The organism is Photobacterium atrarenae, from assembly GCF_024380015.1.
GTDB classification, from domain to species: Bacteria; Pseudomonadota; Gammaproteobacteria; order Enterobacterales; family Vibrionaceae; genus Photobacterium; species Photobacterium atrarenae.
Map to the genome: position 1 here is coordinate 2,820,524 of NZ_CP101508.1, position 26,392 is coordinate 2,846,915.

At 54.2% G+C, this 26,392-nt stretch carries 25 protein-coding genes; 5 read left to right on the forward strand and 20 right to left on the reverse strand.

Features of this window, described 5'->3' with window-relative positions:
• Positions 1-49 precede the first annotated feature (49 nt).
• Positions 50-313, forward strand: coding sequence for a hypothetical protein (locus NNL38_RS13195; RefSeq protein WP_255388483.1), 264 nt, complete (start codon positions 50-52; stop codon positions 311-313).
• A 196-nt stretch (positions 314-509) separates the two neighbouring features.
• Here the strand turns inward: NNL38_RS13195 and dapB are convergent, their stop codons facing one another.
• The 7 genes from dapB to murJ form a co-directional block, all read right to left on the reverse strand.
• Positions 510-1,319, reverse strand: a complete 810-nt coding sequence (gene dapB, locus NNL38_RS13200) for a 4-hydroxy-tetrahydrodipicolinate reductase (RefSeq protein WP_255388484.1) — start codon at positions 1,317-1,319, stop codon at positions 510-512.
• A 118-nt stretch (positions 1,320-1,437) separates the two neighbouring features.
• On the reverse strand, positions 1,438-2,382 hold the full coding sequence (ispH, locus tag NNL38_RS13205; RefSeq protein ID WP_255388485.1) for a 4-hydroxy-3-methylbut-2-enyl diphosphate reductase: 945 nt from the start codon (positions 2,380-2,382) through the stop codon (positions 1,438-1,440).
• A 12-nt stretch (positions 2,383-2,394) separates the two neighbouring features.
• A complete protein-coding gene (gene fkpB, locus NNL38_RS13210) occupies positions 2,395-2,829 on the reverse strand; it encodes an FKBP-type peptidyl-prolyl cis-trans isomerase (protein ID WP_255388486.1) in 435 nt (144 codons plus the stop codon).
• A 161-nt stretch (positions 2,830-2,990) separates the two neighbouring features.
• Positions 2,991-3,521, reverse strand: coding sequence for a signal peptidase II (gene lspA / locus NNL38_RS13215; protein ID WP_255388487.1), 531 nt, complete (start codon positions 3,519-3,521; stop codon positions 2,991-2,993).
• The gene (gene ileS, locus NNL38_RS13220; protein WP_255388488.1) at positions 3,521-6,370 is read right to left on the reverse strand and encodes an isoleucine--tRNA ligase; all 2,850 of its coding nucleotides are present in this window, start codon (positions 6,368-6,370) and stop codon (positions 3,521-3,523) included. The genes lspA and ileS overlap by 1 nt, the downstream gene beginning before the upstream one ends.
• A complete protein-coding gene (gene ribF, locus NNL38_RS13225; RefSeq protein WP_255388489.1) occupies positions 6,367-7,338 on the reverse strand; it encodes a bifunctional riboflavin kinase/FAD synthetase in 972 nt (323 codons plus the stop codon). Before ribF ends, ileS begins: the two co-directional genes overlap by 4 nt.
• Before the next feature lie 74 nt (positions 7,339-7,412).
• A complete protein-coding gene (murJ, locus tag NNL38_RS13230) occupies positions 7,413-9,017 on the reverse strand; it encodes a murein biosynthesis integral membrane protein MurJ (RefSeq protein WP_255388490.1) in 1,605 nt (534 codons plus the stop codon).
• 209 nt (positions 9,018-9,226) lie between these two features.
• Here murJ and rpsT point away from each other — a divergent pair, with 209 nt between their 5' ends.
• A complete protein-coding gene (rpsT, locus tag NNL38_RS13235; RefSeq protein WP_036799376.1) occupies positions 9,227-9,487 on the forward strand; it encodes a 30S ribosomal protein S20 in 261 nt (86 codons plus the stop codon).
• A gap of 88 nt (positions 9,488-9,575) precedes the next feature.
• Here rpsT and NNL38_RS13240 read toward each other — a convergent pair whose 3' ends face one another.
• The 4 genes from NNL38_RS13240 to nhaA form a co-directional block, all read right to left on the reverse strand.
• Positions 9,576-9,872, reverse strand: a complete 297-nt coding sequence (locus tag NNL38_RS13240; RefSeq protein WP_255388491.1) for an ArsR/SmtB family transcription factor — start codon at positions 9,870-9,872, stop codon at positions 9,576-9,578.
• A 107-nt stretch (positions 9,873-9,979) separates the two neighbouring features.
• Positions 9,980-10,867, reverse strand: coding sequence for a transcriptional activator NhaR (nhaR, locus tag NNL38_RS13245; protein WP_255388492.1), 888 nt, complete (start codon positions 10,865-10,867; stop codon positions 9,980-9,982).
• Between the two features lie 102 nt (positions 10,868-10,969).
• Positions 10,970-11,236, reverse strand: coding sequence for a hypothetical protein (locus NNL38_RS13250; RefSeq protein WP_255388493.1), 267 nt, complete (start codon positions 11,234-11,236; stop codon positions 10,970-10,972).
• A gap of 1 nt (position 11,237) precedes the next feature.
• Positions 11,238-12,398: a Na+/H+ antiporter NhaA gene (nhaA, locus tag NNL38_RS13255; protein WP_255388494.1), complete on the reverse strand. Its 1,161-nt coding sequence runs from the start codon at positions 12,396-12,398 to the stop codon at positions 11,238-11,240.
• Between the two features lie 482 nt (positions 12,399-12,880).
• On the opposite strand from nhaA, the gene NNL38_RS13260 reads away from it, so the two are divergent.
• Positions 12,881-14,023 carry a Na/Pi symporter gene (locus NNL38_RS13260; protein ID WP_255388495.1) on the forward strand — a complete coding sequence of 381 codons (1,143 nt, stop codon included), beginning with the start codon at positions 12,881-12,883 and terminating at the stop codon, positions 14,021-14,023.
• Between the two features lie 247 nt (positions 14,024-14,270).
• Here NNL38_RS13260 and NNL38_RS13265 read toward each other — a convergent pair whose 3' ends face one another.
• From NNL38_RS13265 to rppH, 5 genes are all read right to left on the reverse strand, one after another.
• Complete coding sequence (locus NNL38_RS13265) at positions 14,271-15,122, reverse strand: thymidylate synthase (protein WP_255388496.1); 852 nt, start codon at positions 15,120-15,122, stop codon at positions 14,271-14,273.
• Between the two features lie 141 nt (positions 15,123-15,263).
• Complete coding sequence (gene lgt, locus NNL38_RS13270; RefSeq protein WP_255388497.1) at positions 15,264-16,070, reverse strand: prolipoprotein diacylglyceryl transferase; 807 nt, start codon at positions 16,068-16,070, stop codon at positions 15,264-15,266.
• A 56-nt stretch (positions 16,071-16,126) separates the two neighbouring features.
• Positions 16,127-16,930 (reverse strand): sulfite exporter TauE/SafE family protein, encoded by an 804-nt coding sequence (locus NNL38_RS13275; RefSeq protein WP_255388498.1) that lies wholly within the window; start codon positions 16,928-16,930, stop codon positions 16,127-16,129.
• 9 nt (positions 16,931-16,939) lie between these two features.
• Entirely contained in the window at positions 16,940-19,198 is a 2,259-nt protein-coding gene (gene ptsP, locus NNL38_RS13280) for a phosphoenolpyruvate--protein phosphotransferase (protein ID WP_255388499.1), read from the reverse strand.
• A 24-nt stretch (positions 19,199-19,222) separates the two neighbouring features.
• A complete protein-coding gene (gene rppH / locus NNL38_RS13285) occupies positions 19,223-19,744 on the reverse strand; it encodes an RNA pyrophosphohydrolase (protein ID WP_255388501.1) in 522 nt (173 codons plus the stop codon).
• A gap of 681 nt (positions 19,745-20,425) precedes the next feature.
• On the opposite strand from rppH, the gene mutH reads away from it, so the two are divergent.
• Positions 20,426-21,094: a DNA mismatch repair endonuclease MutH gene (gene mutH, locus NNL38_RS13290; protein ID WP_255388502.1), complete on the forward strand. Its 669-nt coding sequence runs from the start codon at positions 20,426-20,428 to the stop codon at positions 21,092-21,094.
• A gap of 8 nt (positions 21,095-21,102) precedes the next feature.
• On the opposite strand, the gene NNL38_RS13295 is transcribed toward mutH, so the two are convergent.
• Positions 21,103-21,405, reverse strand: a complete 303-nt coding sequence (locus NNL38_RS13295) for a DUF6482 family protein (protein WP_255388503.1) — start codon at positions 21,403-21,405, stop codon at positions 21,103-21,105.
• 226 nt (positions 21,406-21,631) lie between these two features.
• On the opposite strand from NNL38_RS13295, the gene NNL38_RS13300 reads away from it, so the two are divergent.
• Positions 21,632-22,666, forward strand: coding sequence for an NADP(H)-dependent aldo-keto reductase (locus tag NNL38_RS13300; RefSeq protein ID WP_255388504.1), 1,035 nt, complete (start codon positions 21,632-21,634; stop codon positions 22,664-22,666).
• Between the two features lie 106 nt (positions 22,667-22,772).
• Here the strand turns inward: NNL38_RS13300 and NNL38_RS13305 are convergent, their stop codons facing one another.
• From NNL38_RS13305 to NNL38_RS13315, 3 genes are all read right to left on the reverse strand, one after another.
• Positions 22,773-23,018 carry a hypothetical protein gene (locus NNL38_RS13305; RefSeq protein WP_255388505.1) on the reverse strand — a complete coding sequence of 82 codons (246 nt, stop codon included), beginning with the start codon at positions 23,016-23,018 and terminating at the stop codon, positions 22,773-22,775.
• Between the two features lie 354 nt (positions 23,019-23,372).
• The gene (locus NNL38_RS13310) at positions 23,373-24,713 is read right to left on the reverse strand and encodes a VpsR-related response regulator (protein ID WP_255388506.1); all 1,341 of its coding nucleotides are present in this window, start codon (positions 24,711-24,713) and stop codon (positions 23,373-23,375) included.
• A gap of 225 nt (positions 24,714-24,938) precedes the next feature.
• Entirely contained in the window at positions 24,939-26,213 is a 1,275-nt protein-coding gene (locus tag NNL38_RS13315) for a dicarboxylate/amino acid:cation symporter (protein ID WP_255388507.1), read from the reverse strand.
• Positions 26,214-26,392 lie beyond the last annotated feature (179 nt).

Sequence of the window (26,392 nt, forward strand, 5' to 3'; positions counted from 1 at the left end):
AGCGAGTCAAGCTGATTTTTGACAAATTGCGCGCATTCTAGAGATGACTGTGAAAAGTGTCAACCGAAGCACCAAAATAAATTTTATTTTTAGCAACCCAAGCAAAAACCCCGCCCGTAACCTGGATAAGTCACACTTAAGTCGGTTATTTCAACGCCCCAAACGAACCAAAAAATCAGGTTATCGTTTGCCTAAAATCACCGCCACGAGAAAAAATAAAAGCCATCCCACAACGGCAAAAAACCAGGACTTAAAGTCGCATTTACAGCAATACAAGCAAGAATTACAGCCAAATCAACAAAACAAATACTAAACTTAGCTTCCCCAGGTTCTAAACGACGCAACAAGGCGCAAAGGCATGCTCAGGTGCATAAAACCACTATTTATTCACTTTGAGTGCAGTGATGCATAATAATTATGACATTCGGATAAAAAAACAGGGTGATGCTGTTATCGTTGATAACGGCATCACCCTGTTGATTTGGTGGGCTGTTCGAGCGGAAATACGCTTAGAGCGTATCGAGTCCGAGCACATCCTGCATGGTATAGAAACCCGGCTGTTTATCATTAAGCCAGGCAGCAGCGCGCACCGCGCCGTTGGCAAAGGTCATCCGATCGGTGGCTTTATGGGTGATTTCAACCCGCTCGCCGATATCGGCAAACATCGCGGTATGCTCGCCGACGATGTCACCGGCACGGATGGTAGCAAAGCCGATTTCATCCCGGCTGCGCTCACCCGTGATCCCCTCGCGGGCATAGACCGCCACATCACTGAGCTTATTGCCCATCGCACCGGCAATCGCTTCGCCCATGCCGATTGCAGTCCCGGACGGGGCATCGACTTTATGACGGTGGTGGGCTTCAATGACTTCAATATCACAGTAATCCCCCATCACCTGGGCCGCTTTTTCCAGCAGCTTAAACACCAGGTTGACCCCGACGCTGTAGTTCGGCGCCATCACCACCGGCACCTGCTCGGCCGCTGCATCAATCTGCGCCCGCTCCTCATCGCTGAACCCGGTGGTGCCGATCACAATTTTCTTCCCGTGCTGACGGCAAAACGCCAGGTTCGCCAGAGTGGCCACCGGCGCGGTAAAATCGATCAGCACATCAAAGTCATCTTTCGCGGTCACCAGATCATCGACAATGGTAACCGACACTTTACCGACCCCAGCCAGCTCACCGGCATCGGCCCCCACCAGTGATGAGCCACTGCGCTCTGTGGCCGCGCCCAGTGTCGCCTGCTCCGAAAGGTGTGTCGCTTTCAGCAACTGACGCCCCATGCGCCCTGCCGCGCCTGCAATCGCAATTCTGACCATTGCGTTCTGTCTCCCTGATCATCTGGATAATTGGTAGCTCTCCAATGTAGCCTGTTGACCCGGATAAAAAAAGCCCCGGTGTAAGACCGGGGCTATTTAAATACTTCAGTGAAGGGGATTACCCGACATTTTTGACCTGCAGCTCGCGCGGTACTTCAAAGAACATATTCTCTTCACGCCCTGTCAGCTCTTCAACTTCGGCGCCGCTCAGTTCCTGGATCCGGGCAATAATCTGATTGACCAGCTCTTCCGGTGCTGAAGCGCCGGCGGTGATCCCGACTTTCTGCTTGCCATCAAACCAGACCGGTTGCACATCTTCCGGGCAATCGGTCAAATACCCCGGCGTGCCCAGCTTTTCTGCCAACTCGCGTAAGCGATTAGAGTTGGAGGAGTTCTTAGAGCCAACCACGATCATCACATCCACGGTCTCTGCCATCTCGCGCACAGCATCCTGGCGATTCTGAGTGGCATAGCAGATGTCATCTTTACGCGGCCCCTGGATCTGCGGGAAAACTTCGCGCAGCTTGTCGATCACATCGGCCGTTTCATCCACTGACAGCGTGGTCTGGCTGACATAATGCAGGTTGGATGGATCTTTGACCACCAGCTTGTCGACATCGGCCGGGGTTTCCACCAAATACATGCCGCCGGTATCACTGGCGTACTGGCCCATGGTGCCTTCAACTTCCGGGTGGCCGGCGTGGCCGATCAGCACCACCTCCATATTGCGGCGGCTGGCGCGCGCCACTTCCATATGAACCTTGGTTACCAGCGGACAGGTGGCATCAAACACCGTCAGCTGACGGGCTTTGGCTTCATGTCGCACTGCCTGCGACACCCCATGCGCCGAAAAAATGACGATATTGTCGTCCGGCACTTCATGCAACTCTTCGACGAAAATCGCGCCGCGCTGCTTCAGCCCTTCCACGACAAAACGGTTGTGCACCACTTCATGGCGGACATAAATCGGCGGCTGATATAACTCCAGTGCCCGCTCAACAATACTGATGGCACGGTCAACACCGGCACAAAAACCGCGTGGATTGGCGAGTAAGATTTTCATGGCTAACAGCTCTTAATTCTCTATAGTCACAACTTCAACGTCGAACGTCACCCGATGTCCGGCAAGCGGGTGGTTGAAGTCCACAGTTACGGAATCACCGGTAACGGATGTGATCACGCCCGGGATATCCTGCCCGTCCGGTCCGGCAAAGGCAATGATGTTGCCCACTTCTGCCGGGGCGTCCGTGCCGAATTTGGTCCGATCAACATGATGGATATTATCCGGATTCGGCAGACCAAAAGCATCTTCCGGTGCCAGCTCAAAGCTGCTCTTGTCACCGGCCTTGAGCCCCAGCAGGCACTGCTCAAAATTATCGGTCAGGCTGCCGTCACCCATGCGAAACTTTGCCGGCTTTCCCATCGCCTGGGTTGATTCTGCAACCGAACCATCTTCCAGTTTAATGGCAAAATGCATCAGTACTTCACTGTTTTCCGTAATCACCGACATGTAGGGTCCTTTAAGGTCTTGTAATGGATGGCGTCTCCAAAACGGTTTCAGTCTTGCCTGATCCCGCCCTGGCCTGGGCCTGTTCTGATTAGCGCCCATTTAACAACAAAGCGCCGCCCGTATCAACGGACAGCGCTCAGGGTTATCGGCGATGACTGATTTTAGTGATTCGCAGGTTGCTTTTTCTTATCGGTCAAAAAACCTTCCAGAATGATCAAACCGGCACCAGCAACAATCGCCATATCCGCAATATTAAATGCCGGCCAGTGATAGCTACCGACATAAAAATCCAGAAAATCAACCACAAAGCCGTGGTACAGACGATCAGACAGGTTGCCCAGCGCGCCCCCAATAATCAGGGCATAGGCACTGTTGGCCAGCTTGTTCGAGGCCGGCGAGCGGCGCATCCAGAACACCAGCAAACTACAAACCCCTAATGCGATTGCCGTAAACAACCAGCGCTGCCAGCCACCGGCATCACTCAGGAAGCTGAATGCCGCACCGTAATTGTGAACATACAGCAGGTTAAAAAACGGCAGCAGTTCAATCCGGTTCGGCCAGCCATACTCCATGGTGTTCATCACCAGCAGCTTGCTGCCTATATCCAGCAGGTAAACCAGAGCCGCCAGCCACAGCCAGCGCACTCCGGATGCCTTCAACGATAGTTTATGTTTCGGCGATAAATCAGTCATCAGGCAAACTTACGCTCTTCTCCGTCTCCGTCAACATTGCTCACGCAACGGCCACAGATTGCTTCATGGCCTTCGGTCGCACCGACATCGGCCACATGGTGCCAACAGCGGTCACACTTCTCAGCTTCAGAAGCAGCCACAGTCACGAACAAACCTTCCATCTCGGTGGCCTGCGCACCTGCTGGCTGACTATCCGCCACCACGACTTCAGCTTTTGATGTCAGCAGCACGAAACGCAGCTCATCTTCCAGTTGGTTCAGCTTCGCGGCCAGGCCTTCATGGGCAAATAGGGTCACTTCCGCCTGCAGCGCACCACCGATCACTTTCTCGTTCCGGGCCGCTTCCAGCAGCTTGTTGACCGCGCCGCGAACTTGCTGGATCTCAGCCCAGAAATCGTTGTTCATCGCTTCGCCGTCCGCCAGACCAAACAGACCTTCGAACCACTCACCGGTGAAGACAAACTTGTCGCGCGACTCGCCGTTGCCCTGCGCAGCCGGCATCTCGTTCCAGATTTCATCGGCAGTGAATGACATGATCGGCGCCATCCAGCGCACCAGGGCTTCGACAATGTAGTAAAGCGCGGTCTGACAGCTACGCTGGGCGTGGCCGCCGCGTTTGGCGGTGTACTGACGGTCTTTGATCACATCGAGGTAGAAGGAGCCCATCTCGATGGAGCAGAAATGCATCAGACGCTGTGTCACCGCATGCAGGTTGTACTCATCATACGCTTTGATGATGTCTGCCTGCGCCGCTTTCGCACGACCCACAGCCCAGCGATCCAGCGCCACCATCTCTTCCGGCGCCACGCAATCGGTCGCCGGGTTGAAGCCACTCAGGTTGGCCAGGAAGAAGCGTGCGGTATTGCGGATACGACGATACGCATCGGCAGAGCGCTTGAGGATCTCATCCGAGACTGCAACCTCACCTGTGTAGTCCGTCGAGGCAACCCACAGGCGCAGGATATCGGCACCCAGTTTGTTGGTGACATCTTTCGGCGCCACTACGTTGCCGATTGATTTTGACATCTTACGGCCCTGGCCATCGACCACGAAGCCGTGGGTCAGAACCTGGTTGTACGGCGCCTTGCCTTTCATCGCCACCGAGGAGATCAGCGACGACTGGAACCAGCCACGGTGCTGGTCTGAGCCTTCCAGGTACAGATCAGCATTGTGGCCGTTGTATTCTTCACGGCTGTCAACCACGGAGAAGTGCGTCACACCGGAGTCAAACCAGACATCCAGAGTATCGAGTACTTTTTCGTAGTTGGCAGCATCGTCTGCGCCCATCAACTCGGCCGGATCCAGATCCCACCAGGCCTGAATGCCTTTTTGCTCAACCAGCTGGGCGACTTTTTCAATCAACTCGCCGGTGTTTGGATGCAGCTCTTGCGTTTCTTTGTGGACAAACAGGGCAATCGGCACACCCCAGGTACGCTGACGGGAGATACACCACTCCGGACGGCCTTCAACCATCGACTCAATGCGGCTTTGACCCCATTCCGGCATCCACTGAACGCCTTTGATCTCTTCCAGCGCTTTGGCCCGCAAACCGGCCTGATCCATCGACACAAACCACTGCGGGGTGGCACGGAAGATGATCGGCGTTTTGTGACGCCAACAGTGCGGGTAGCTGTGCTCGTAAGCATGGTGGTGCAGCAGCGCGCCGTGCGCTTTCAGTACTTCAACCACAGCATCGTTGGCTTTAAACACATGCTGACCGGCAAACAGCTCGGTATCCGGCAGGTAAACCCCGTTACTGCCGACCGGGTTCGCCACTTCCAGGCCGTATTTCTGGCCCACAGCAAAGTCTTCCTGGCCGTGACCAGGGGCGGTGTGAACACAGCCGGTCCCTGACTCAGTGGTGACGTGATCGCCCAGGACCACTGGCACATGATAGCTGTAGAACGGGTGGTTGAAGCGCATCAGATCCAGCTCGGCACCTTTACAGAAACCCAGGTTATGGTAGTGCTCGACACCGGCACGTGCCATCACATCGCTCGCTAGCTCAGCCGCAACAATCAGGCGCTCAGGGGTCTCGCCCTCGGTTTGGATCAGCACGTATTCCAGATCATCACGCAACGCAATCGCGCGGTTGGCCGGCAGTGTCCAGGGGGTGGTGGTCCAGATCACGATCGAGACGTCGCCCTGGCCCTGATGGCCTTCGGCGCAGCTGAACTTGGCAACCACCGCGGCTTCATCAGCGGCCTTGAATTTCACATCAATCGATGGGGAGATTTTATCTTTATACTCCACTTCGGCTTCTGCCAGGGCAGAGCCACAGTCGGTACACCAGTGCACCGGCTTAAAGCCTTTGAGCAGGTGACCCTGATCGGCGATTTTACCCAGCGAGCGGATGATGTTCGCTTCGGTCTCAAAATCCATGGTGCGGTATGGCTTGTCCCACTGACCCAGCACACCCAGGCGGATAAAGCTCTCTTTCTGGCCTTCCACCTGACCGGCTGCATAGGCGCGACATTTTTCACGAAACTCCGCCGCGGTCACTTTCTGGCCCGGCTTACCCACTTTCTTCTCGACCATCAGTTCGATCGGCAGACCGTGGCAGTCCCAGCCAGGAATGTAAGGCGCATCATATCCAGACAGCGTCTTCGACTTAATAATGATGTCTTTAAGAATCTTATTCAGTGCGTGACCAATGTGAATATCACCGTTGGCATACGGAGGGCCATCGTGTAATACAAAGGATTTTTTACCCTTTTTGGCTTTACGGATTTCACCGTAAAGATCTTCATCATACCAACGCTTAAGCATCGCAGGCTCGCGATTCGCAAGATTGCCTCGCATCGGAAACCCTGTTTCAGGCAGGTTCAGGGTATCTTTATAGTCGCTCATTGATTCTCGATTCCGTTACTTGGGCGAAGTGGGACATTTTTACGCTCAGACAGCCACACCCGTGCTGTTTGAGCATCACGCTCTATTTGCGCTTTGAGCGCATCGAATGATTCAAATTTTATTTCGTCACGCAGCTTATGGTGCAGCACAACCTCAATCTGATGCCCGTAGAGATCAGACTGAAAATCAAACAGGTGAACTTCCAGCTGTTGCCGGACACCATTGACGGTCGGTCGGCGGCCGACATTGGCGACACCGGAAACCGGCTCGCCATTGACGCCATAGACTTCAACCGCATAGACCCCGGAGACCGGCGAAACCCGGCGCTTTAAGGGCACATTAGCGGTCGGAAAACCGATCGTCCGGCCAAGTTTACGCCCGTGGGACACCCGTCCGCTGATACTATACGGACGCCCCAGCAGAGACTCGGCCAGCGGCAAATCATCATTTGCCAGAGCCTCACGGATCGCGGTACTGCTCACCCGTTGTGCCGAAACACAAAAACTGTGGGTACTGACCACCGTAAAGCCAAATTCTTTGCCGGCGGCAACCAGGGTTGCAAAATCACCGCGCCGGCCTTGGCCAAAACGGAAATCGTCACCGACAACCAAAAACTTAACACCCAATTGCTTGACCAACAAGCGGCGGACAAAGTCTTGCGCCGACATATTGGCAAAGCGGCTGTTAAAATTGACACACAACAGGCGCTCGACGCCGACCTGCTTCAGTTGCAGGTATTTATCACGAAAGCGCGTCAGCCTGGCGGGAGCCTTCTCTGCGGCGAACAATTCCATCGGCTGCGGCTCAAAACTCATCACCGTTGCCGGCAGGCTCAGCGCCCGCGCCTTGGCCAACACCTGGCCTAAGACGGCCTGGTGTCCCAGATGAACGCCATCAAAGTTGCCGATGGTCAACACGCAACCGTGATGCTCTGGCTTGATGTTATGTATGCCTCGGATTAATTCCATGTGCCGATTTCATATTCGCAGAGTGAAAAACTGACGGATTATATACTACTCTGTGTCCATCGTACCAATTTGAATCAAGTTCTGCCGCTTTCGCCGGATTCATCCAGGCTCGGGGCCGCATCGCCTTCCGCTTTGAGATGGTGCAAACGCACCCCCAGCAGCAGCACCATGGCCATGTAGCTCCCTGCCCCGAGGCCAATGGTCGCCGCCAGCCACAACACCCGCTCCAGCAGAGACCAGGCCAGCCACTGGCTCATCGGCGGACAGAACCACAGCAACACCGCCACCATCACCGCCCCCGCAACCACCAGGCGGGCGACAAACCACAGAGTAGTGGCCGTTAGCTGATACACCCCGGCACGATGCAAACCGCGATAGAGCAAGGCGGCATTGACCAACGCAGAAAGCGCCGTGGCCATCGCCAGGCCGACATAGCCATAGAAGTAGGCGAAAATCGCGTTAAACACCATGTTGCTGATCATCGCAATAATGCCGTAACGCACCGGGGTCTTGGTATCCTGACGGGCATAATAACCCGGCGCCAGCACCTTGATCAGCATGAAGTTGAGCAAGCCCGAGGCGTAGGCCAGCAGCGACAGCGACGCCTGCTCGACATCCGCCGGCGAGAACTCACCGCGCATAAACAGCACCATCAGCATCGGCTTGGCCAGCACCATCAGACCCAGCATGGCCGGCAGACCGAGCAACAGCACCATACGCACCCCCCAGTCCATGGTGTGGGCGAAATGCTCCCGGCTCTGATCGACATGCTTGCGCGACAAGGCCGGCAGGATCACTGTGGCAATGGCGATCCCGAACAGGCCGAGCGGAAACTCCAGCAAGCGGTCCGAGTAATAGAGCCAGCTGATGGAGCCGGTAACCAGAAAACTGGCAATGAAGGTGTCAAACAACAGGTTGATCTGGCTGACCGAGACACCGAACAGCGCCGGGATCATCAGGGTACGGATTTTGACCACCCCCGGATCCCGCCACCCCCACTTGGGTTTGACCAGCATTCCCTCTTTATAGAGGAACGGCAGCTGGAACAGAAACTGGATCAGCCCGCCGAGGAACACCCCGATCGCCAGTCCGATTTCCGGCTGGGCCAGGTTCGGCGCCAGCAACCAGGCACAGCCAATAATGGCCACATTGAGGAATACCGGGGTAAAAGAAGAGACCGCAAACTTGCCCAGGGTATTGAGAATAGCGCCGGACAGGGCGACAAAGGTAATAAACCACAGGTACGGGAAGGTGATCTTGAGCAGCAAGGAGGCCAGCTCAAACTTCGGCGCTGCCGGTCCGCCATGGAGCCAGTCGATAAACCAGCCGGCGCCGAACAAAGCCGTCACCACGCCGGAGCACAGGATCCCGAGCAGGGTCACCACAGTGACAATCCCGCCCAGCGTTCCGGAGGCCCGGGCGATCAGCTGTCGGGTCTGATCTATATCACCGGCGGCATGAGATTCGGTTAACACCGGGACAAACGCCTGAGAGAATGCCCCCTCGGCAAACAACCGACGGAGAAAGTTCGGGATCTTATTGGCGAAGAAGAAAACATCAGCGGCAGCCCCCGCCCCCATCAGGTTGGCGACAACCACATCACGCACCAAACCCAACACCCGAGAGACCAGTGTCATGGTGCTGACAATCATCCCTGAGCGCAATAGACGCTTGCTCACAAAAAAAACCTCACAAAGATAGCCCAGAAAGGTGACTTACAGGGCGAAATGCTGGTAAAATCTGCCGCCATATTAACCGTGTTCATCCGCAAGTGCCAATTCTGTTGGTCAGGCGGATATTTGCACAAATCATTTGACAATCTCTGGTTTTGCAGGCATAGTCCTCGGCCTTAAATTGTCACCGTACCAAGAATTTGGGAGTTACACCCTTGGCAAATATCAAATCTGCTAAGAAACGTGCTATCACTTCTGAGAAACGTCGCCAGCACAACGCTAGCCGTCGTTCTATGATGCGCACTTTCTTCAAAAAAGTTATCGCTGCAATCGAAGCTGGCAACAAAGAAGCCGCTACTCAAGCTTTCGCTGAAATGCAACCTGTAATGGATCGCATGGCTACTAAAGGCCTGATCCACAAAAACAAGGCAGCACGTCACAAGGCACGCCTGGCAGCGAAAATCAAAGCTCTGTAAGAGTTGTGATTTGCTAGTAAGAAAAAACCGGCTCTTGAGCCGGTTTTTTTGTGCCTTTGGTTTTGTCTCACGCTTGATACACGAACAGCTAAGGCTTGCAGTACATCTTGTGCAGCAACTCAATCATGGCCCGGACCTCATCGCTTTTCAGCCGGTAGTACACGGTTTGAGCAACTTTGCGGGTCTCCACCAATCCGTCCCGACGCAACCATGCCAAATGCTGAGATAATGCTGACTGGCTCAGCCCCAGTTTCTCACTCATCATCCCGACTGACATTTCTCCTTCCAGCAAATAGCACAGAATAAACAAACGTCTTTCATTCGCCATGGCTTTCAGTAACGCTACGGCCTTGGGTGCATTTTGCTCCATTTGCTGTCGTTCCATCCTGCCACCATCATTAAAATTAAGATAATGCTAATATACTTAATTCAAACAGGGTTTTCTAGCCGAGAATGTTGAATTTTCGTGCTGACAGAACCGCAAGTGCAACATTAACGGAACAATTTCCTAAAATCCGCCTCGCAAATCTTTTTCACCGCCGGGTGCATGATCATCCGCTCGGCAAAAATCACGTAGTACTCTTCCTTAATTTCCCGCACCCGATTCACTTCTTTGATATGGTGCGAGTCTTCAATTTCCGATGCATAAATAGACGGGGCAACAAACATCGACTGGTGATAACCACCAAACGCCTTCATCAGCGCCGCATCATCGAATTCACCGAGAATATTTGGGGTGATCCCCTGCTGATCGAACCATTGATGCAATTTTCGCCCCATTGCCGTCCGGCGCCCCGGAACCAGTAACTTATAGTCTTCGATACAGGCCGGAAAATTGAAGGACTTAGATGGGGCCGAGCAGAAAAAGCTCATGCTCGACTCGCCAAGCTTCTTACTGTAGAGGCCAGGGCTCTGCGTCGAGTCGACCGGGCAGTCCGACAGGATCATATCCAGTTTATGCTGCGACAGCTGCTCAAGGAGCATCTCGTGGGTCGATTCATAACAGCGCAGGTGGATCCGCTCGTCCTCGGGGATCCCCTCGAGCAGCACCTTGCTGACCAGGCGCTTCGACAAAGCGTCGGCCACCCCGACCTCCAGCAACTGGTTTTCCCGCTGGGTATAGTTGACGATATCGAGCATCTCATAACTGAGATCAAACATCTTGTCGGCGTACTTAAACACCAGCTGCCCCAGCTCGGTCGGCTCGATAGTGCGGCCGACCCGCTTGGTCAGCTTGCCCTTCAGCCGCTCTTCCAGCGCCCGGATCTGGCCGGTGACCGTTTGCGGTGCCAGAAACAAGGCGTCGGCAGCTTTGGTCACCGAACCTTGTTTGCAGACCATCCAGAAGTAATAGAGGTGGTTGTAATTAAGATGAGACATGTCGCCGTGTTGAATCCAATAAAAAACCCCAGAGACGCAGCTTACGCTGAGCCTCCGGGGTCTTCAATAGCCTGGGTCAAGGAATAGCCAAAACCAACCCGTCTAGTTGGTCGAGGTTTCCGGCAATTTATCCAAACTGACTGATTTCCGGTATCGTTCACCGACACGCTGCTCTAGGGCACGGGTGCGAAAATTATCTTCCTGCTTCATCATTGCTGCAGTTTCCACACTTGTCCTACTCTGGTTCACGCCAGCCAGATAAGCCTGGCAGATTTCCGTATCCTTATTGTCGGTGGTACAGCTCTCATAATCCGGAGCTGCTATCGTCGCTGACGATATCAGCAATGCGACGCTCAGAAGATAACGCATATTATGCCTCCACTTTTGGCAAAGACCGACTCAACATGGCATAACCGACCACAGCCGAGACGGTGGATCCTAACAGGATACCCAGGCGCGAATAGGTGCTGAAATCTTCCGGAGCTCCTACAAACGCCAGGGATGAAATAAAGATCGACATGGTAAATCCAATTCCGCACAGCACTGACACCGCAAAGATATGCCGGAAACCAATGCCGTCAGGCAGTTTCGCAACCCCACTTTTCACCGCCAGGTAGCTGGCACTGAAAATCCCGAGCGGCTTGCCGACAAACAGGCCCAGCGCAATCCCCAGCGGCAGCATCGAGGCAAGGCCGCCCAGGGAAACCCCTTCCAGAGAGATCCCGGCATTAGCAAAAGCAAACAGCGGCAGAATCAGGAATGCAACATACGGATGCAGGGCATGCTCCAAATGCTTCAGCGGCGATTGCTGCTTGCCATCTTTCGATTCACCGCCGGAAAGCGGGATCGCAAAGCCAAGCACCACACCGGCCAGGGTGGCATGCACACCCGACTTCAATACGCTCACCCAGAGCACCGCACCCACCACCAGGTACCAGGACAGCTTAGTGACATTCTTGGCATTCATCACGAACAGGGCTGCGGTCGCGGCAAAGGCCACAGTCAACGCCATGGTCGACAAATCGCTGCTGTAGAACAGGGCAATAATAACGATCACACCGAGGTCATCGATAATCGCCAGGGCCAGCAGGAATACTTTCAGCGAGACCGGCACCCGGTTCCCCAGCAGCGCCATGATCCCCAGGGCAAAGGCAATATCCGTCGCAGCCGGGATCGCCCAGCCTTTAACGGCCATCGGATCAGCGGCATTAAATGCCACATACACCAGCGCAGGTGCCAGCATGCCGCCCAACGCAGCAATGGCAGGGAAGATCGCTTTTTCTTTGGTATTGAGCGCGCCCTCAATCAGCTCGCGCTTCACTTCGAGGCCGATCAGTAAAAAGAAGATAGCCATCAGACCATCGTTGATCCAATGCGACACAGAAAGCCCGGCAACATAGCTGTGCAGGGTGCCGTTATACAGAGGCTCCAGAGGCGAGTTAGCAATCATCATTGCGATCGCGGCGGCAACAATCAGAATAATCCCGCCGGCAGACTCTAATTTGAGAAATTTACGAATTGCATCGGTCATCGACCGTCACTCCTTAGCATGAAACAAATGTCACAATATATGTGTAAAAGTAGTTTAGTCTTCAGAATCCTACTCTGAAAAATCGTTTGTTTAGAGATGAGGTATCGAAAAAACCGAGGTATCTGGGGGTATACAAAGCAATATTCCGCACAATTAATGTTTTGCCCCTCTGGGTGTCATATTTATTACTATGAAAATACTTACTAAATATACAACGGTGCTATCCCAGACCGAAAAAAGAGCAAAAAGCTCCGCGAGCGCCCGGCAGACAAAAAAATGATAAATCTATTATAAAACATGGTGTTGAACTGAGGCGTATAAACTCCGTTACATTTCCCCCACCCTGGCTGGTCACAAAACAACCACAAATTTCCGCCGTAATAAAAAATGTCATATTTCTGAAATATTCGATCTCTACCATCGCCCGCAGATTTCACCTTAATGAAACCCAAACGACATACGCTTGTCATGGAGAAATGATTATGACTACCCAAGCCACTACTGCTGAACCGATAAGCAGCTCTATGCGCTGGGTCCGCTGGGCTAACCTGGCGTTCATGCTTTACATTCTGCTGGTTGCTGTCTCGATGGTGAGCAGTGGCTTCAAATGGTCAGTCGGCGAACAAGCCAAGACGCTGTTTGAATTCGCATCCCACCCGGTTGCCGGCCTGATGATAGGCCTGGTAGCAACCTCACTGATCCAGTCCTCCAGCACCGTGACTTCAATTATCGTCGGCCTGGTCGCCGGTGGCCTGCCGGTTGAGACGGCGATTCCGATGGTGATGGGTGCCAATATCGGCACCACAGTAACCAACACCTTGGTCAGCCTTGGCCACGCCCGTTGCAAAGATGAATTCCGCCGTGCGTTTGCCAGTGCAACCGTACACGACTTCTTCAACCTGCTGGCAGTCGTCATCTTCCTCCCGCTGGAAATGATGTTTGGGATCCTCAATAAAGTTTCTTCATGGTTGGTTGCGCCGCTGATGGATGCCGGCAACATGAGCATCAAAGGGCTGAACTTCATGAAGCCGCTGACCAAACCTGCTGTCGCTGCCGTAAAAGGACCGCTGGAAGCTCTGGGTAACATGGGTGGCGTGGTATTGATCTTCATTGGTATCGCCCTGATCTTCCTGGCCATTACGGTCATGGGTAAACTGATGCGCAGCCTGATGGTTGGACGTGCCCGCGAAATTCTGAAAAGTGCGATTGGCCGCGGTCCGGTCCACGGAATCGCCTCAGGCACCGTCGTGACGGTTCTGGTTCAGTCTTCATCGACCACCACCAGCCTGATGGTCCCGCTGGTCGGTACCGGCGTTCTGAAAGTCCGTGAGGTGTATCCGTTTACCCTGGGGGCGAACATCGGCACCTGTATTACCGCCCTGCTGGCTGCCACAGCTATCTCTGGTGACAATGCCGTATTCGCACTGCAGATTGCCCTGGTCCACCTGTCGTTTAACGTTCTGGCGACCCTGTTTATTTTCGGTGTGCCTGTCCTGCGCGAACTGCCACTGAAGGCCGCGTTCTACCTCAGCGATCTGGCAACCCGCCACAAAGCCGCAGTTGCCGGTTACCTGGGCCTGGTGTTTATCGCAATTCCCGGCTCTATCCTGGCCTTTACCGCCTAATCGCAACCTGCTCCAAATCAAAGGCCCCGCTCATGCGGGGCCTTTGTCGTTCTAATACCTCAAATGCTGCCATGGCCGAAGCCTTATACCAATCACAGTAAGTCAGTGATCTGAAATAACACAGGAATAATGCTTGAGACCAACGCGGATTATTTTCGATAAGTAGTTATTCTACAATCAAAAACTCTAACGCAGTTATCGAGCGTTTTAACCAGCTGAGATGACTCGTTATTTACCACGATTGGTATTATACGGAGAATGGGTACTGGATCGCCTCGTGATGTTGATAGCCAGTGACTTCGAAATCATCCAGCGTGACCCAGGTTTCAAGATCCTCGAGCGAGCGGATATCCGGGTTGATGTTTAGCTGCGGTGACGGGAACGGCTCGCGCTTGAGCTGCACGTCACGCATCAGCGCCAGCTGATCTTCATAGATGTGGGCATTGACAATCTTGTGATACGCCTGCCCCGGCTTGTGGCCGGTGATCTGGGCCATCAGCGCCAACAGGGTGAAGACCTGGACCTGATTAAAGTTCAGCCCCAGTGGCACATCACAGGAGCGCTGGTAGCTGGTGAGATACAGCGTATCCCCCAGCAGAGAGAAGGTATGGGTATGCATACACGGACGCAGACAACCGCGATCAAACTCGCCCGGGTTGTAGAACGTCAGGATCTCTCCCCGATCATCAATCCCACGACTGAGATCATCGACGATTTTACGCAATTGATCGACCGCCGAGCCATCAGGCTTCTGCCAGCGGCGTCCCTGCACCCCGTACACTCGGCCCATATCATCTTCACCCTTGCGGTGCGGGTTGTTCAACCAGGCCTGGTTCTCATTGGCATTGGCATTCCAGGTGTTGCAGCCAATCGCACGAAACTGCGCCGCGTTGTCATAGCCGCGCAGATACCCCAAAAGCTCGGCAATCGCCGCTTTCCAGAAGCTTTTGCGCGTCGTGATCAGCGGAAACTGATTGTTCGCGACATCATAGGTCAGATCGGCATTGATCACCGTCAGACAACGCTTTCCGGTTCGCTCATTTTCAACCCATACGCCATCATCGATAATGCGCTGGCAGAGCGCCAAATACTGCTTCATTTTCCCACCCGTTGTTCGTTAAGCCGTACCGCTGCGGTACGCCGTTGGGCTCAATTTTATCAGAATGAACCAAAACAGGCAGCCGAAAGGCTGCCTGTGGTCAATCGCTCATTCCCCCGGAGTGACCGGGGGTTTCACGGCCTATGCCGTTTTGTTGCGAGGCTGAAACTTATACGCCCACAACATCAGCAACAGGCCGCCAATCACCATCGGCAACGACAGGATCTGCCCCATGCTGATCCAGCCGCCAAACAGCCCCAGGTGCGCATCCGGCTCGCGGAAGTACTCGACAATAAAGCGGAAGCTGCCGTAGCCAACCAGGAACAGGCCTGAGGCCGCCCCGGCCGGGCGCGGCTTGCGGATAAAGACATTCAGGATGATCAGCAGCACCAGGCCTTCGAGGAAGAACTCATAGAGCTGGGACGGATGGCGCGGCAACGGTCCGCCGGTTGGGAACACCATCGCCCACGGCACGTCGGTAGTCCGCCCCCACAGCTCCCCGTTGATAAAATTGCCGAGCCTACCAACGCCAAGTCCGAAAGGGACCAGCGGCGCGACAAAGTCGGCTACGTTAAAGAAGGTTCGCCCCTGTTTATGGGCATACCAGAACATGGCGGCGATCACCCCCAACAATCCACCGTGGAACGACATACCGCCGGTCCAGACCTTGAACAGATACAGCGGATCGGCCAGGAACAGATCAAAATTATAAAACAGGACGTAGCCAATTCGCCCGCCCAGCACCACACCAAGGAATCCGGCGAACAGCAAATCGCTGACCTGCTCGCGGGTCCAGCCACTGCCCGGCTTATCCGCCCGGCGGTTGGCCAGCCACATGGCAAACAGGAACCCGAGCAAATACATCAGCCCATACCAGCGCACGGCCAGCGGGCCGATTTCAATAATCACCGGGTCAATACTCGGAAACGTTAAATAACCTTGGCTCATTCAATCAATCTCAGTCAACCAGGCGCCCACCGGGTGGCGAGCTCCTCTATTCGTAATTATCCCAAAAACATCTTGATACCGATACTCAGTAAAAAGACCGCAAATATTTTCTTCAGTGTCGCAGTCGGCAGCCGACTCACCAGCGCCGCCCCGAAACGGGTCGTTACCATTGAGGTCATCACAATCCCGGCCAAGGCCGGCAAATACACATAACCCACACTCATCGCCGGCACGGCTTCGTCACCCATACCGGCAGTCACAAACCCAACCATCCCGGCGATCGCAATCAGAGCCCCGGACAGCGCAGCACTCCCGATCGCCCGGCGCATCTCCACCCCATGTGCACTCAGGTAAGGCACAGTCAGCGAGCCGCCACCGATCCCGGCCAGGCTGGAGACCACGCCAATAACCCCGCCACTGCACACAGTAACGAACCGACCCGGCAACGGCCGCTGGCTGTCAAAGCGCATCGACACCAGCATCTGCAGCGCCAGCAACAACACAATCACCGCGAAAATCTTCGGCAGCAGCGCACTGGGTACCAGCTCGGCGATCACACTACCGCATAGACCGCCAAGAATCACCCCGGGTGCCAGACTTTTCACAATCGTAAAGTCGACATTCCCCAAACGAAAATGGTTCCGCGCCGATGCGCCGGAAGTGAGCGCAATACTGGCCAGCGACGTGGCGAGGGCAATATGCATCACCAGTTCCGTATCAATCCCGGCCTGCGGCAACAGCCAAACCAGGGCCGGCACTACCACCAGGCCACCGCCGATTCCCAGTAATCCGGCCAACAGGCCGACACAGCCCCCCAATCCCAAACACATGGCAAACAGCCACAAGGCATTTTCTGTCATCTTTTCCTACTACTTTTTCCCTGCGCGGATAAAACCGCCTAAACCTTGGGCATCGACAAACGCGGTAATTTTATCCCGTACTTCATCGCCAAACGTCGCCTGCAGCGCAAACTGACTGAGCTGTTCCATTTCAAGGACAGAAATATGGCGCAGCAGATATTTAATCCGGGCGACATTGCGGGTATTCATGCTCAGGGAGCGATAGCCCATGCCCACCAGTAGCAGGGCACCAATCGGGTCCCCGGCCAGCTCCCCACAGACACTGACCGGTATCCCCATCGACCCGGCGGTCTCCACAATCTGCTTCAGCGCATGCAACACTGCCGGATGCAACGCATCATAGACACTGGCAACCCGTGCATTGTTCCGGTCCACTGCCAGTAAATACTGGGTTAAGTCGTTACTCCCAACCGAAATAAAATCAACTTTGCCCCGCAGCGCCGGAAGCTGATACAAAATCGACGGCACCTCGATCATGATCCCCAGCCGCGGCCGCTTCAGCGTCTGTCCGTGAACCTGAGCATACTTCGCCACTTCGTGATAGGCCCGGTTAATCAGCGCGATGGAGTCATCCAACTCGGCAATACCGGAGATCATCGGCAGCAGGATATCCATATTCTCCAGGCCAATACTGGCTTTGAGCATCGCCCGCACCTGGATCAGGAATATTTCCGGATGATCTAAGGTAAAGCGGATCCCCCGCCAGCCGAGGAAGGGATTATCTTCTTCGATCGTCAGGTAGGGCAGCGGCTTATCTCCCCCGACATCCAGGGTGCGCATCACCACCTGCTTGTCACGGTAAATCGATAAAATCGAGCGATATTGGGTGGTCTGCTCTTCTTCCGACGGGAAGCTGCGCTGGAGCAGAAACGGGACTTCCGTCCGGTATAGCCCCACGCCGTCCACCCCTTCGTTCACGGCAATACTGGTATCGGCACTGAGCCCGGCATTGAGATGGATATAGACCCGTTGCTGATCCCGGGTGTAAGTCGCCTTCCCCAGCTCCTGCTCAACCCGCTCCGCCAGCTCGTCTTCTTCGCGCATCAGGCGCCGGTATTCAGCCAGCACATGGCGGTTCGGGTTGACCAGCAGATCGCCGCGGTAACCATCGACGATCACCTGCCGTCCATGCACCAGTTCCGGCACAAAATCCACCCCCATGATGGCGGGGATCCCCAACGCCCGGGAGAGGATCGCCGCATGCGAGTTGGCCGCCCCTTCCTGAGCGACCACCGCCGCCAGCTTATCACGCGGGACACTGGCCAGCATGGCCGCAGTCAGCTCCCGGGTCAGCAGCACAACCGGCTTGTCCCAGTCACGCTCATGGACTTCGCTGTTATGGAGGAAAAACAACAGGCGCTGGCCCAACTCGCGAATATCCTGGGCCCGCTCCTTGAGGTAATCATCCTTCATATTGGCAAAGCGATCCGAGTAAGCTTCCACGACCTGGCGGATCGCCCACTCGGCCATGTCCCGGCGAGCAATGCGGGCAAACAGATCCTTTCTCAACATGGGATCATTGAGCAAATGACTGAACAGATCGAAAATCGCCAGCGTCTCTTTGTGCAGCTCGCTGTCAAAACGCTTACGCAAACGACGAAACTCAGCACTGGCCAAATCAATGGCAATACTCAGTCGCTCCTGCTCACCCTCAACATCCAGGCAGGAGGCCGGCAGTACATGATCCAACCGCGGTTGGTTGTCATCCCACCAGGCATGGGCCACGGCCACCCCACTGGAAGCAGCAGAGCCGATTAAATGCAGACCGTCGCGTTGATCCGGCCACATCCCCTGAGCCTTGGCGTGGGCCAGGATCATGGCCAACTGTGCTGCCAAGGTGATCAGGAAGGACTCTTCGCTTTCGTCAAACTCGCGCCGTTGATGCTGCTGAATGACCAGCACCCCCAGTACCTGGCGCTGATGAATAATGGGCGTACCGAAAAAAGAGCCGAACGACTCTTCGCCAATTCCGGGCATGTGTTTGAAGTGAGGGTGGTGACGGGCATCGGCCACATTGATTGGCTCGGCCGTGCGTCCGACCAAGCCCACCAGCCCTTCATCAAAGGCAAGCGATACTTGATGATGGGGTTTGGTCAGGCCTTGGGTGGCCATCAGGGTGAACTGGTGCCGCTCATGATCGGCGATATAGACCGAGCAGCAATCGGTTTTCATGGCCTGGCAAGTGCTGACGACCAGCTGATCGAGTGATTCAATCAAGCTGGGCGCACTGGCGACTTTCTCCACAATTTCTCTCAGCTGCGTCAGCATAATTCACCTTTACGGATTGCCGGACTACCCTCGCCGGTTTCTGCGCTTCCCTTTGCGCTCCTTCCTTTCTTTAAACGGCATCGCCATCGCTGCAAACTCTTTCAACGCCCGCCGATAGACATCACGTTTAAAAGACACAACCTGACGCACCGGGTACCAATAACTGACCCACCGCCAACCATCAAACTCCGGCGTGTTGCCACGCTGCATATTCACCTTTGACTCATCACATTCCAGGCTGAGCAAAAACCATTTCTGTTTTTGCCCGATACAAACAGGCTTCGAGTCCCACCGCACCAGACGCTTCGGTAATTTGTATCGCAACCAGTGGCGGCTGGATGCCAAAATCCGCACATCTTTTTTGGTAAGCCCTACTTCCTCATACAATTCCCGATACATCGCCTGTTCAGGCGTTTCCCCTTCATCAATGCCGCCTTGGGGGAACTGCCAGGAATGTTGTCCATATCGTCGAGCCCAGAACACTTGGCCATGGCTATTACAGATCACAATCCCTACATTCGGGCGGTATCCATCGCCATCAATCACTGGACGACCTCAAGTATAAATCTCTATTAACAGTGATTTTTTCACAGTCGCTGCAATGGGTAAACAAACATTCTAATTAATAACTGTTTTTTCCTACAAAACCCGCAATTTCTGGATAACTTTCCCAATACAAGGAGTTTATAAACAGGCAAATGAGACCCACCCCACATTTATACACGATTTCTGTGGATAGATTTGTGCAGAAGCCGATGTCAGACCTGTTTCTACAGCGCGAGCTATTGATAAAGCTCGTATCAACACCAGACAAAAAAGCAATATAACCATTTAAAAACATATAATTAAATTATCACACAAAACAAGAAAACTTCTTTCCCCAAAGATCCTCTCCCCCAAAAAACGGATCGGTCAAAGATCAACCAACGTTGTTTTTATCCACATCCGACTGACCAAAGCGGTCACAAAACAACCGATCAAGTGATTAGTATCCCAACAAACCCCTGGATAAATACCCAGACCGTCGGGGGTAAAAAGTTTCCTCCCACAGTCTGTGGATATCTTTGGCCAGGATCCTTCTGACCACCGCCTTCCTTGCCAGGACAGTCAGGCTCAATGCCTGCGTGTATCTGAGCCAATGCACCAGCTGCGTGCCTATTATCAGCTTAGATGGGCTGTGTTAGTATGCCTCCCTCTGAATGAAGGATTCCCCAACCCAGATTGACTATGCGCCCGACCCCCCTTACCGAGCAGGAACTGCTTTCCCGTGCCCACGAGCTGGCCGGCTTCACCTTAGATGAGCTGGCCGTACAAGCCGGTATGATCACCCCGCCGGATCTACGGCGTGATAAAGGCTGGGTTGGCCAGCTGTTGGAATGGCATCTCGGGGCATCCGCCGGCAGCAAGCCGGTGCCAGACTTTATTGAATTGGGGATTGAACTGAAAACAATTCCAATCAGTTACACCGGCAAACCACTGGAAACCACCTTTGTCTGTGTGGCCCCGTTAATGGGACTGCAAGGGGTGACTTGGGAAAACAGCCATATCCGCCACAAGCTGGCGCGGGTGTTGTGGGTGCCGGTCGAAGGCGAGCGGGATATTCCGCTGGGGGATCGGCGGGTCGGATCCCCCCTGCTCTGGAGCCCGTCCGCCGACGAAGAGCAGCGGCTACGCCATGACTGGGAAGAGCTGATGGATATGATTGTCCTGGGCCAGGTCGAAGCCATTACCGCCCGCCACGGCGAAGTCCTGCAATTGCGGCCCAAAGCCGCCAACGGCAAGGCGTTGACTGAGGCCTACGGCGCCAACGGCCAGATCATCAAAACCCGTCCCCGCGGTTTTTACCTCAAAACCAGCTTCACTGCCGAGTTGCTGACACGCGCTTTTCTGCTCTAGCCCGGCAGCTACAGGGAGATGACCATATCTTCGCGGCAATCAGACAGCTGGCCGTCAGGAGAGAACTCATCATAAGGATCAGTGACCCGTAGCACCACAGAAGTAATGCCGAGCGGTCGCAGCAGCTCCTTGACCTGCTCGATCGACTGGAACCGGATCATCTCATCATTTTCATGTTTCAGGGGTTCAAGCTGATTTTTGAATTCCACTTCCATCAGGTAGTCGGAGCATCCGGCGTAGCTGGTTAAAATACAGGTCGGCACTTTGCCGCCGTCTGCTTTCAGCCAGTGCTTTAACTGAGATAGTTTCATTGTTTCTCCTCGAAACGCCGCAGCAAATCTGCTGGACATAGAATAGGGCCGCTTAGATGGACACGGTGCCGGCTTTCAACACCATGTACCGTGTTTAACTATGTGTCAGGTTCGCGCTATCAGCAAGGTCACAGCCCGAAAATGCCCCCGATTTCAATTTAATTCATTGCCTTAGCTTCTGGACAGGTTATAGTCAAATCATCAAAAGTCAGTCCAAGGAGGGCTCATGGAATATCACCGACTCCCCCATTCCTCACTCGAAGTGAGTAAGATCTGCCTCGGCACCATGACCTTTGGTGAACAAAACACCGAAGCCCAGGCACACAGCCAGCTCGATTTTGCCTTTGAACGCGGCGTCAATTTTATGGACACCGCTGAAATGTACCCGGTCCCACCCAAACCGGACACCCAGGGGCTCACCGAGTCCTATATCGGCAGTTGGCTCAAGAAAACCGGCCTGCGGGATAAGGTCGTACTTGCCACCAAAGTCGCCGGCCCCCGAGGAGTCCCGCATGTGCGTGACAACATGGCGCTGGATCGCCGTAATATCCACGATGCGGTGGAAACCAGCCTCAGCCGACTACAAACTGACTACATCGATCTCTACCAGTTGCACTGGCCGCAGCGGGAAACCAATTGCTTCGGCAAGCTAAACTACCAGTATCAGGAAGACCACTCGGGCGTGACCCTGACCGATAGCCTGGAAGCCCTGGCGGAGCTGGTACGGGCCGGAAAAATCCGCTACATCGGCTTGTCCAACGAGACCCCCTGGGGCGTGATGTCATTTCTGCGCCTGGCGGAAAAACACGGTCTGCCTCGGGTGATCTCCATCCAGAACCCTTACAACCTGCTCAACCGCAGCTTTGAAGTCGGTTTGTCCGAGATCAGCCATCATGAAGGCGTCGAGCTCCTGGCCTATTCCCCACTAGCTTTTGGTACCCTGAGCGGCAAATACCTGGACGGTGCCCGCCCTGAAGGCGCCCGCTGTACCCTATTCGAACGCTTCTCGCGCTACTTTACCCCACAGGGCGTTGCAGCCACCCGGGCCTACGTTGATATCGCTCAAAAGCACGGCCTGGATCCGGCCCAGATGGCGCTGGCCTTTGTCAACCATCGCCCGTTTGTTGCCTCGAATATCATCGGTGCCACTAACCTGGCGCAACTCGAAGCCAATATCAACAGTATCGACCTTCATCTGAGCGATGAGGTACTGCGCGATCTTGAAACGGTCGGGATCACCTACTCCAATCCCTGCCCCTGAGCCCCCTGGTTAACGCCATGAAAAGCCCCCCGACCAGCGGGGGCTGTTTCCATTCAACATTCAGTTTGCACCTTGCTCCGGCTCCCACCGCAGCAAGGTGCTAATTTTACGTGACCCATCGCGACTGATAGCCCCGTCTGAGACGACGTGCCAGGCGACCGGCTTTATCGGCAGGAAACGCAATCTCGATCCGGCTGTCTTTGGCAATCCCGATATCCTGTTTCAGGTGCTGCGACAAGTTCGGCATGTGGACCCGAACCCGGCTATGCTGACGCCGCCAGTGGGCTTCTTCCCGGTGAACATCCAAACGGATCAATAGAACGGCCAGGCGCAAATAAACTGATTGACGCATAAGTGTACTCTCCATGTTAAAAAGTCGGAGGGTCACAGAGTCTGCCGAAAAGGCTGAATAAAATCGTCGCCGCGACAGATCTCCGCGGCCCGAGGTTACAGCGGAAAACTGTTAAGAGGTGGTTCGTTTCGAGGTATCACCAGCAGGACACTTCGAGTTCAAATCACTGATTTTCATCTTGTTTCCTCCTGGTAAATAAAAGTGGGTAAGTATGGTTTCATTGTAACCAGCCGAACGAATAAAACAAGCATATATTAGCACCCGATTGCATAAATATAGTTTTATCCTATTTCATTCGGCATTGACACCAGAAATGCCCGGGATATCACTGAATTGTTCAAATTCAACAGGTAATCATCCCTGCCGGTACTGCTGGCGGGGCGGCGGCACCAAGTCGTGCTTATTGAGCAAGCGGTACATAGTTGCCCGCGACACGCCCAGTTCACGGGCCGCAGCCGAGATTTGCCCCTTGTTATTTTCCAGCACCGATAATAACGCGCTGCGCTCAGACTCTTCCCGGATCTTCTTCAGGCTCTGCTTGTCATCGGTGATCCGCGGTAGATCAAGATGCTCCACCTCAATCACTTTACTCTCGCTCAGTAGAATCGCCCGCTTGAGCTGACTGATCAACTCTCGGACATTACCCGGCCAGGGATAGTTCAGGAGCAGTTTCTGAGCTTCTTCGGACAATGACTTAGCAATGCTGTTGTACTGGCGTGAGAACTTGGTCAGCAAATAATCGGCCAGCAACAGAATATCTTCCCCCCGCTCGCGCAGGGCCGGCACCGTCAGCCCCAGCACATTAAGGCGATAATAGAGATCTTCGCGAATATTCCCTTCAGCCAGCAACTCTTCGAGCGGAAAGCGGGTTGAGACCACTAACCGCACATCGGTATGGACAGCACGGCCACACTCAGTCGTAAAGCTGCCGTCTTCAAGCAAGCGGCACAACTCCAATTGGCGGTCATCACTGAGCAGGGCGATCTCATCGAGAAACAACACCCCTTTGTCTGCCGCACTGAAACAACACTGACCGGGGCCGGAAGGCGTTGCACCGTCCACCAGCCAGGCACTGGTCACCGCTTCGCAGCTCACCGTGACAAACCGCCCCTTGGCCCGGGTCGAGGCCTGGTGAATCGCCTGCGCTACCAGCTCTTTGCCGGTTCCGATTTCGCCCTGAACAAATACCGGCATATCCGCAGCCGCCATTCGTTTCACCTGATGGCGAAGTTTTTTCATCACCGCGGTATTGCCCTGCAAGCCATGCTGGCCAAACTGACCCAGCTCGGGCCAGACTTTGCGCTCTAGTTGTAACATGCCGCGTTGGTGACCGATGGTTTTGAGCAACTGGGATTCCGGCACTGGCGAGGTGAAATAATCAATGCAAAAACTGACAATAAACTGGCAGATCGCCTCGGTATTCAATTGATCTTCCCGCGCCAGCGCCAGCCAACGCGCCTGTTTGTTGCGATTGACGACTCCGGCTACACCGTTGAGACTGAAGTTATCCTGGGTCAGATCCACCACGCCAATACACGGGCCGACTTCCAGCAACAGCGCTTCGGCCGCCCGCAAATCGTAACATCGATAACAACGCCAACCGGCCTGCTCCAGTGCAGTGATCCAAGGAATGTCATTTCCCCCCAGCACAATTAACGTTCCTAGGGCTGAAGTGCGCTTTACATCTGTTCTCATCCTTCACCGCCTTTCCTTTTGCCAGCTTCTCCCCACCACGCTCAGGCATATCATCGGTGCCGCAATGACATCACCGTCCACCGCGTGACGCTCAAGTATCCACCTAAAAATATTGCAACTTGTTTACTATTATAATTAACATTTTGATAGTAGCCTGATTATATTTATCGCCCTGAAACGCAAAAAGCGCCCGAAGGCGCTTTTGCATCATCATCAAGTTGCGAGTTAACTCACTGTCACGGTCTCAGACTGGGTTTCATCAGCCTCGACACCAATCTCATTTTCACTCTTGGCGACAATAGTATTCACCGCAGTATCACCCACCACATTTGAGCTGGTACAGAACATATCGTTGATCCGATCCACCGCGGCGACAATCGCCAGACCTTCAGCCGGCAGGCCTAGTTGGTGCAGCAATACACCGACCATCACCACACCGCCGCCCGGTACACCGCCGGCACCAATCGACAGCAGCAGAATCGTCAGACCCAGGGTCACCAAATCAGCGCTGTCAATCGGCTGACCAAATGCGTTGGCCACAAACAAGGTCGCCAGGGTGATGTAAATTGACACGCCCGACATATTCATGGTTGCCCCCAGCGGCACCCCAAAACCTGCGACAGACTTCGACACACCGATTTTATCCGTCAGGGTACGCATGGTCACCGGAATCGTTGCATTCGAGCTAGCTGTCGACAACGAGAACAGGATCTGCTCACGAGTATGACGCAGGAACTCGGATGGCTTGATGCCCGTCGTCAGTCCGACCATCATCGGATAGAAGAAGAAGATCCAGAACACCAGCATGGCCACAACCAACGCAACATAGCCTGCTACGGACATCAGTGTGGTTGCATCCAGTGTCGCCCCCAGCTGAACCATCAGCGCGAATACACCGTATGGCGCCAGGCTCATCACCAGGCCAACCAGCTTCATCATCAGCTCATTCGCCATCTTGAACGTACGAATCGCCGGACCGCCACGGTGATCCAGCGCCTGGATCGCAAGACCTGTCAGAATTGCCATAAAGATGATCTGCAACATATCGCCGCTGGCAAACGCCTGGAACGGGTTGCTCGGCACAATGTTAACGATCAGGGAGAAAATGTCCGGGGTTTCTGTGGTGGTCAGCTCCACAGCTTCCGACACCGTCCCGGCCAGCTCAGCCCCTGCACCCGGCTGGAAGATCATCCCCACAGTCAGGGCTGCTGTGATCGCAATGATGGTGTTGATAATGTAGAGACCAAAAGTTTTTCCACCTAAGCGACCAAATGCGGTGATGTCTTTGAGTTCAACGATCCCGCACACGATTGACACATAAACCAGGGGTACCACCAGCAGTTTAATCAGTGAGACAAACATCCCGCCGGCACCTTCCGCCAGCCCCAGGACATAGGTGTCCATGAATGTCACGCCGTTAAACAGGTACTGAATCGCAGTCCCGATGATCAGGCCAGCAAAAAGGCCTGCAAATATTTTTCCTGATAGCGATTGTTGCATCGTCCATCTCCAGTCTGTTGTGCTTGCATTGGATTTATTTACTTCCTGTTCCCACTGTTCCTCGTGGGTTGGGCGACATTTTACACAGTTCAACATTCGGGAAAAGCGAGATGTTTACAAAATGGTTACACAAGACACCTGTGAAACAAACGTTTAAATATCATACATATGACAATACA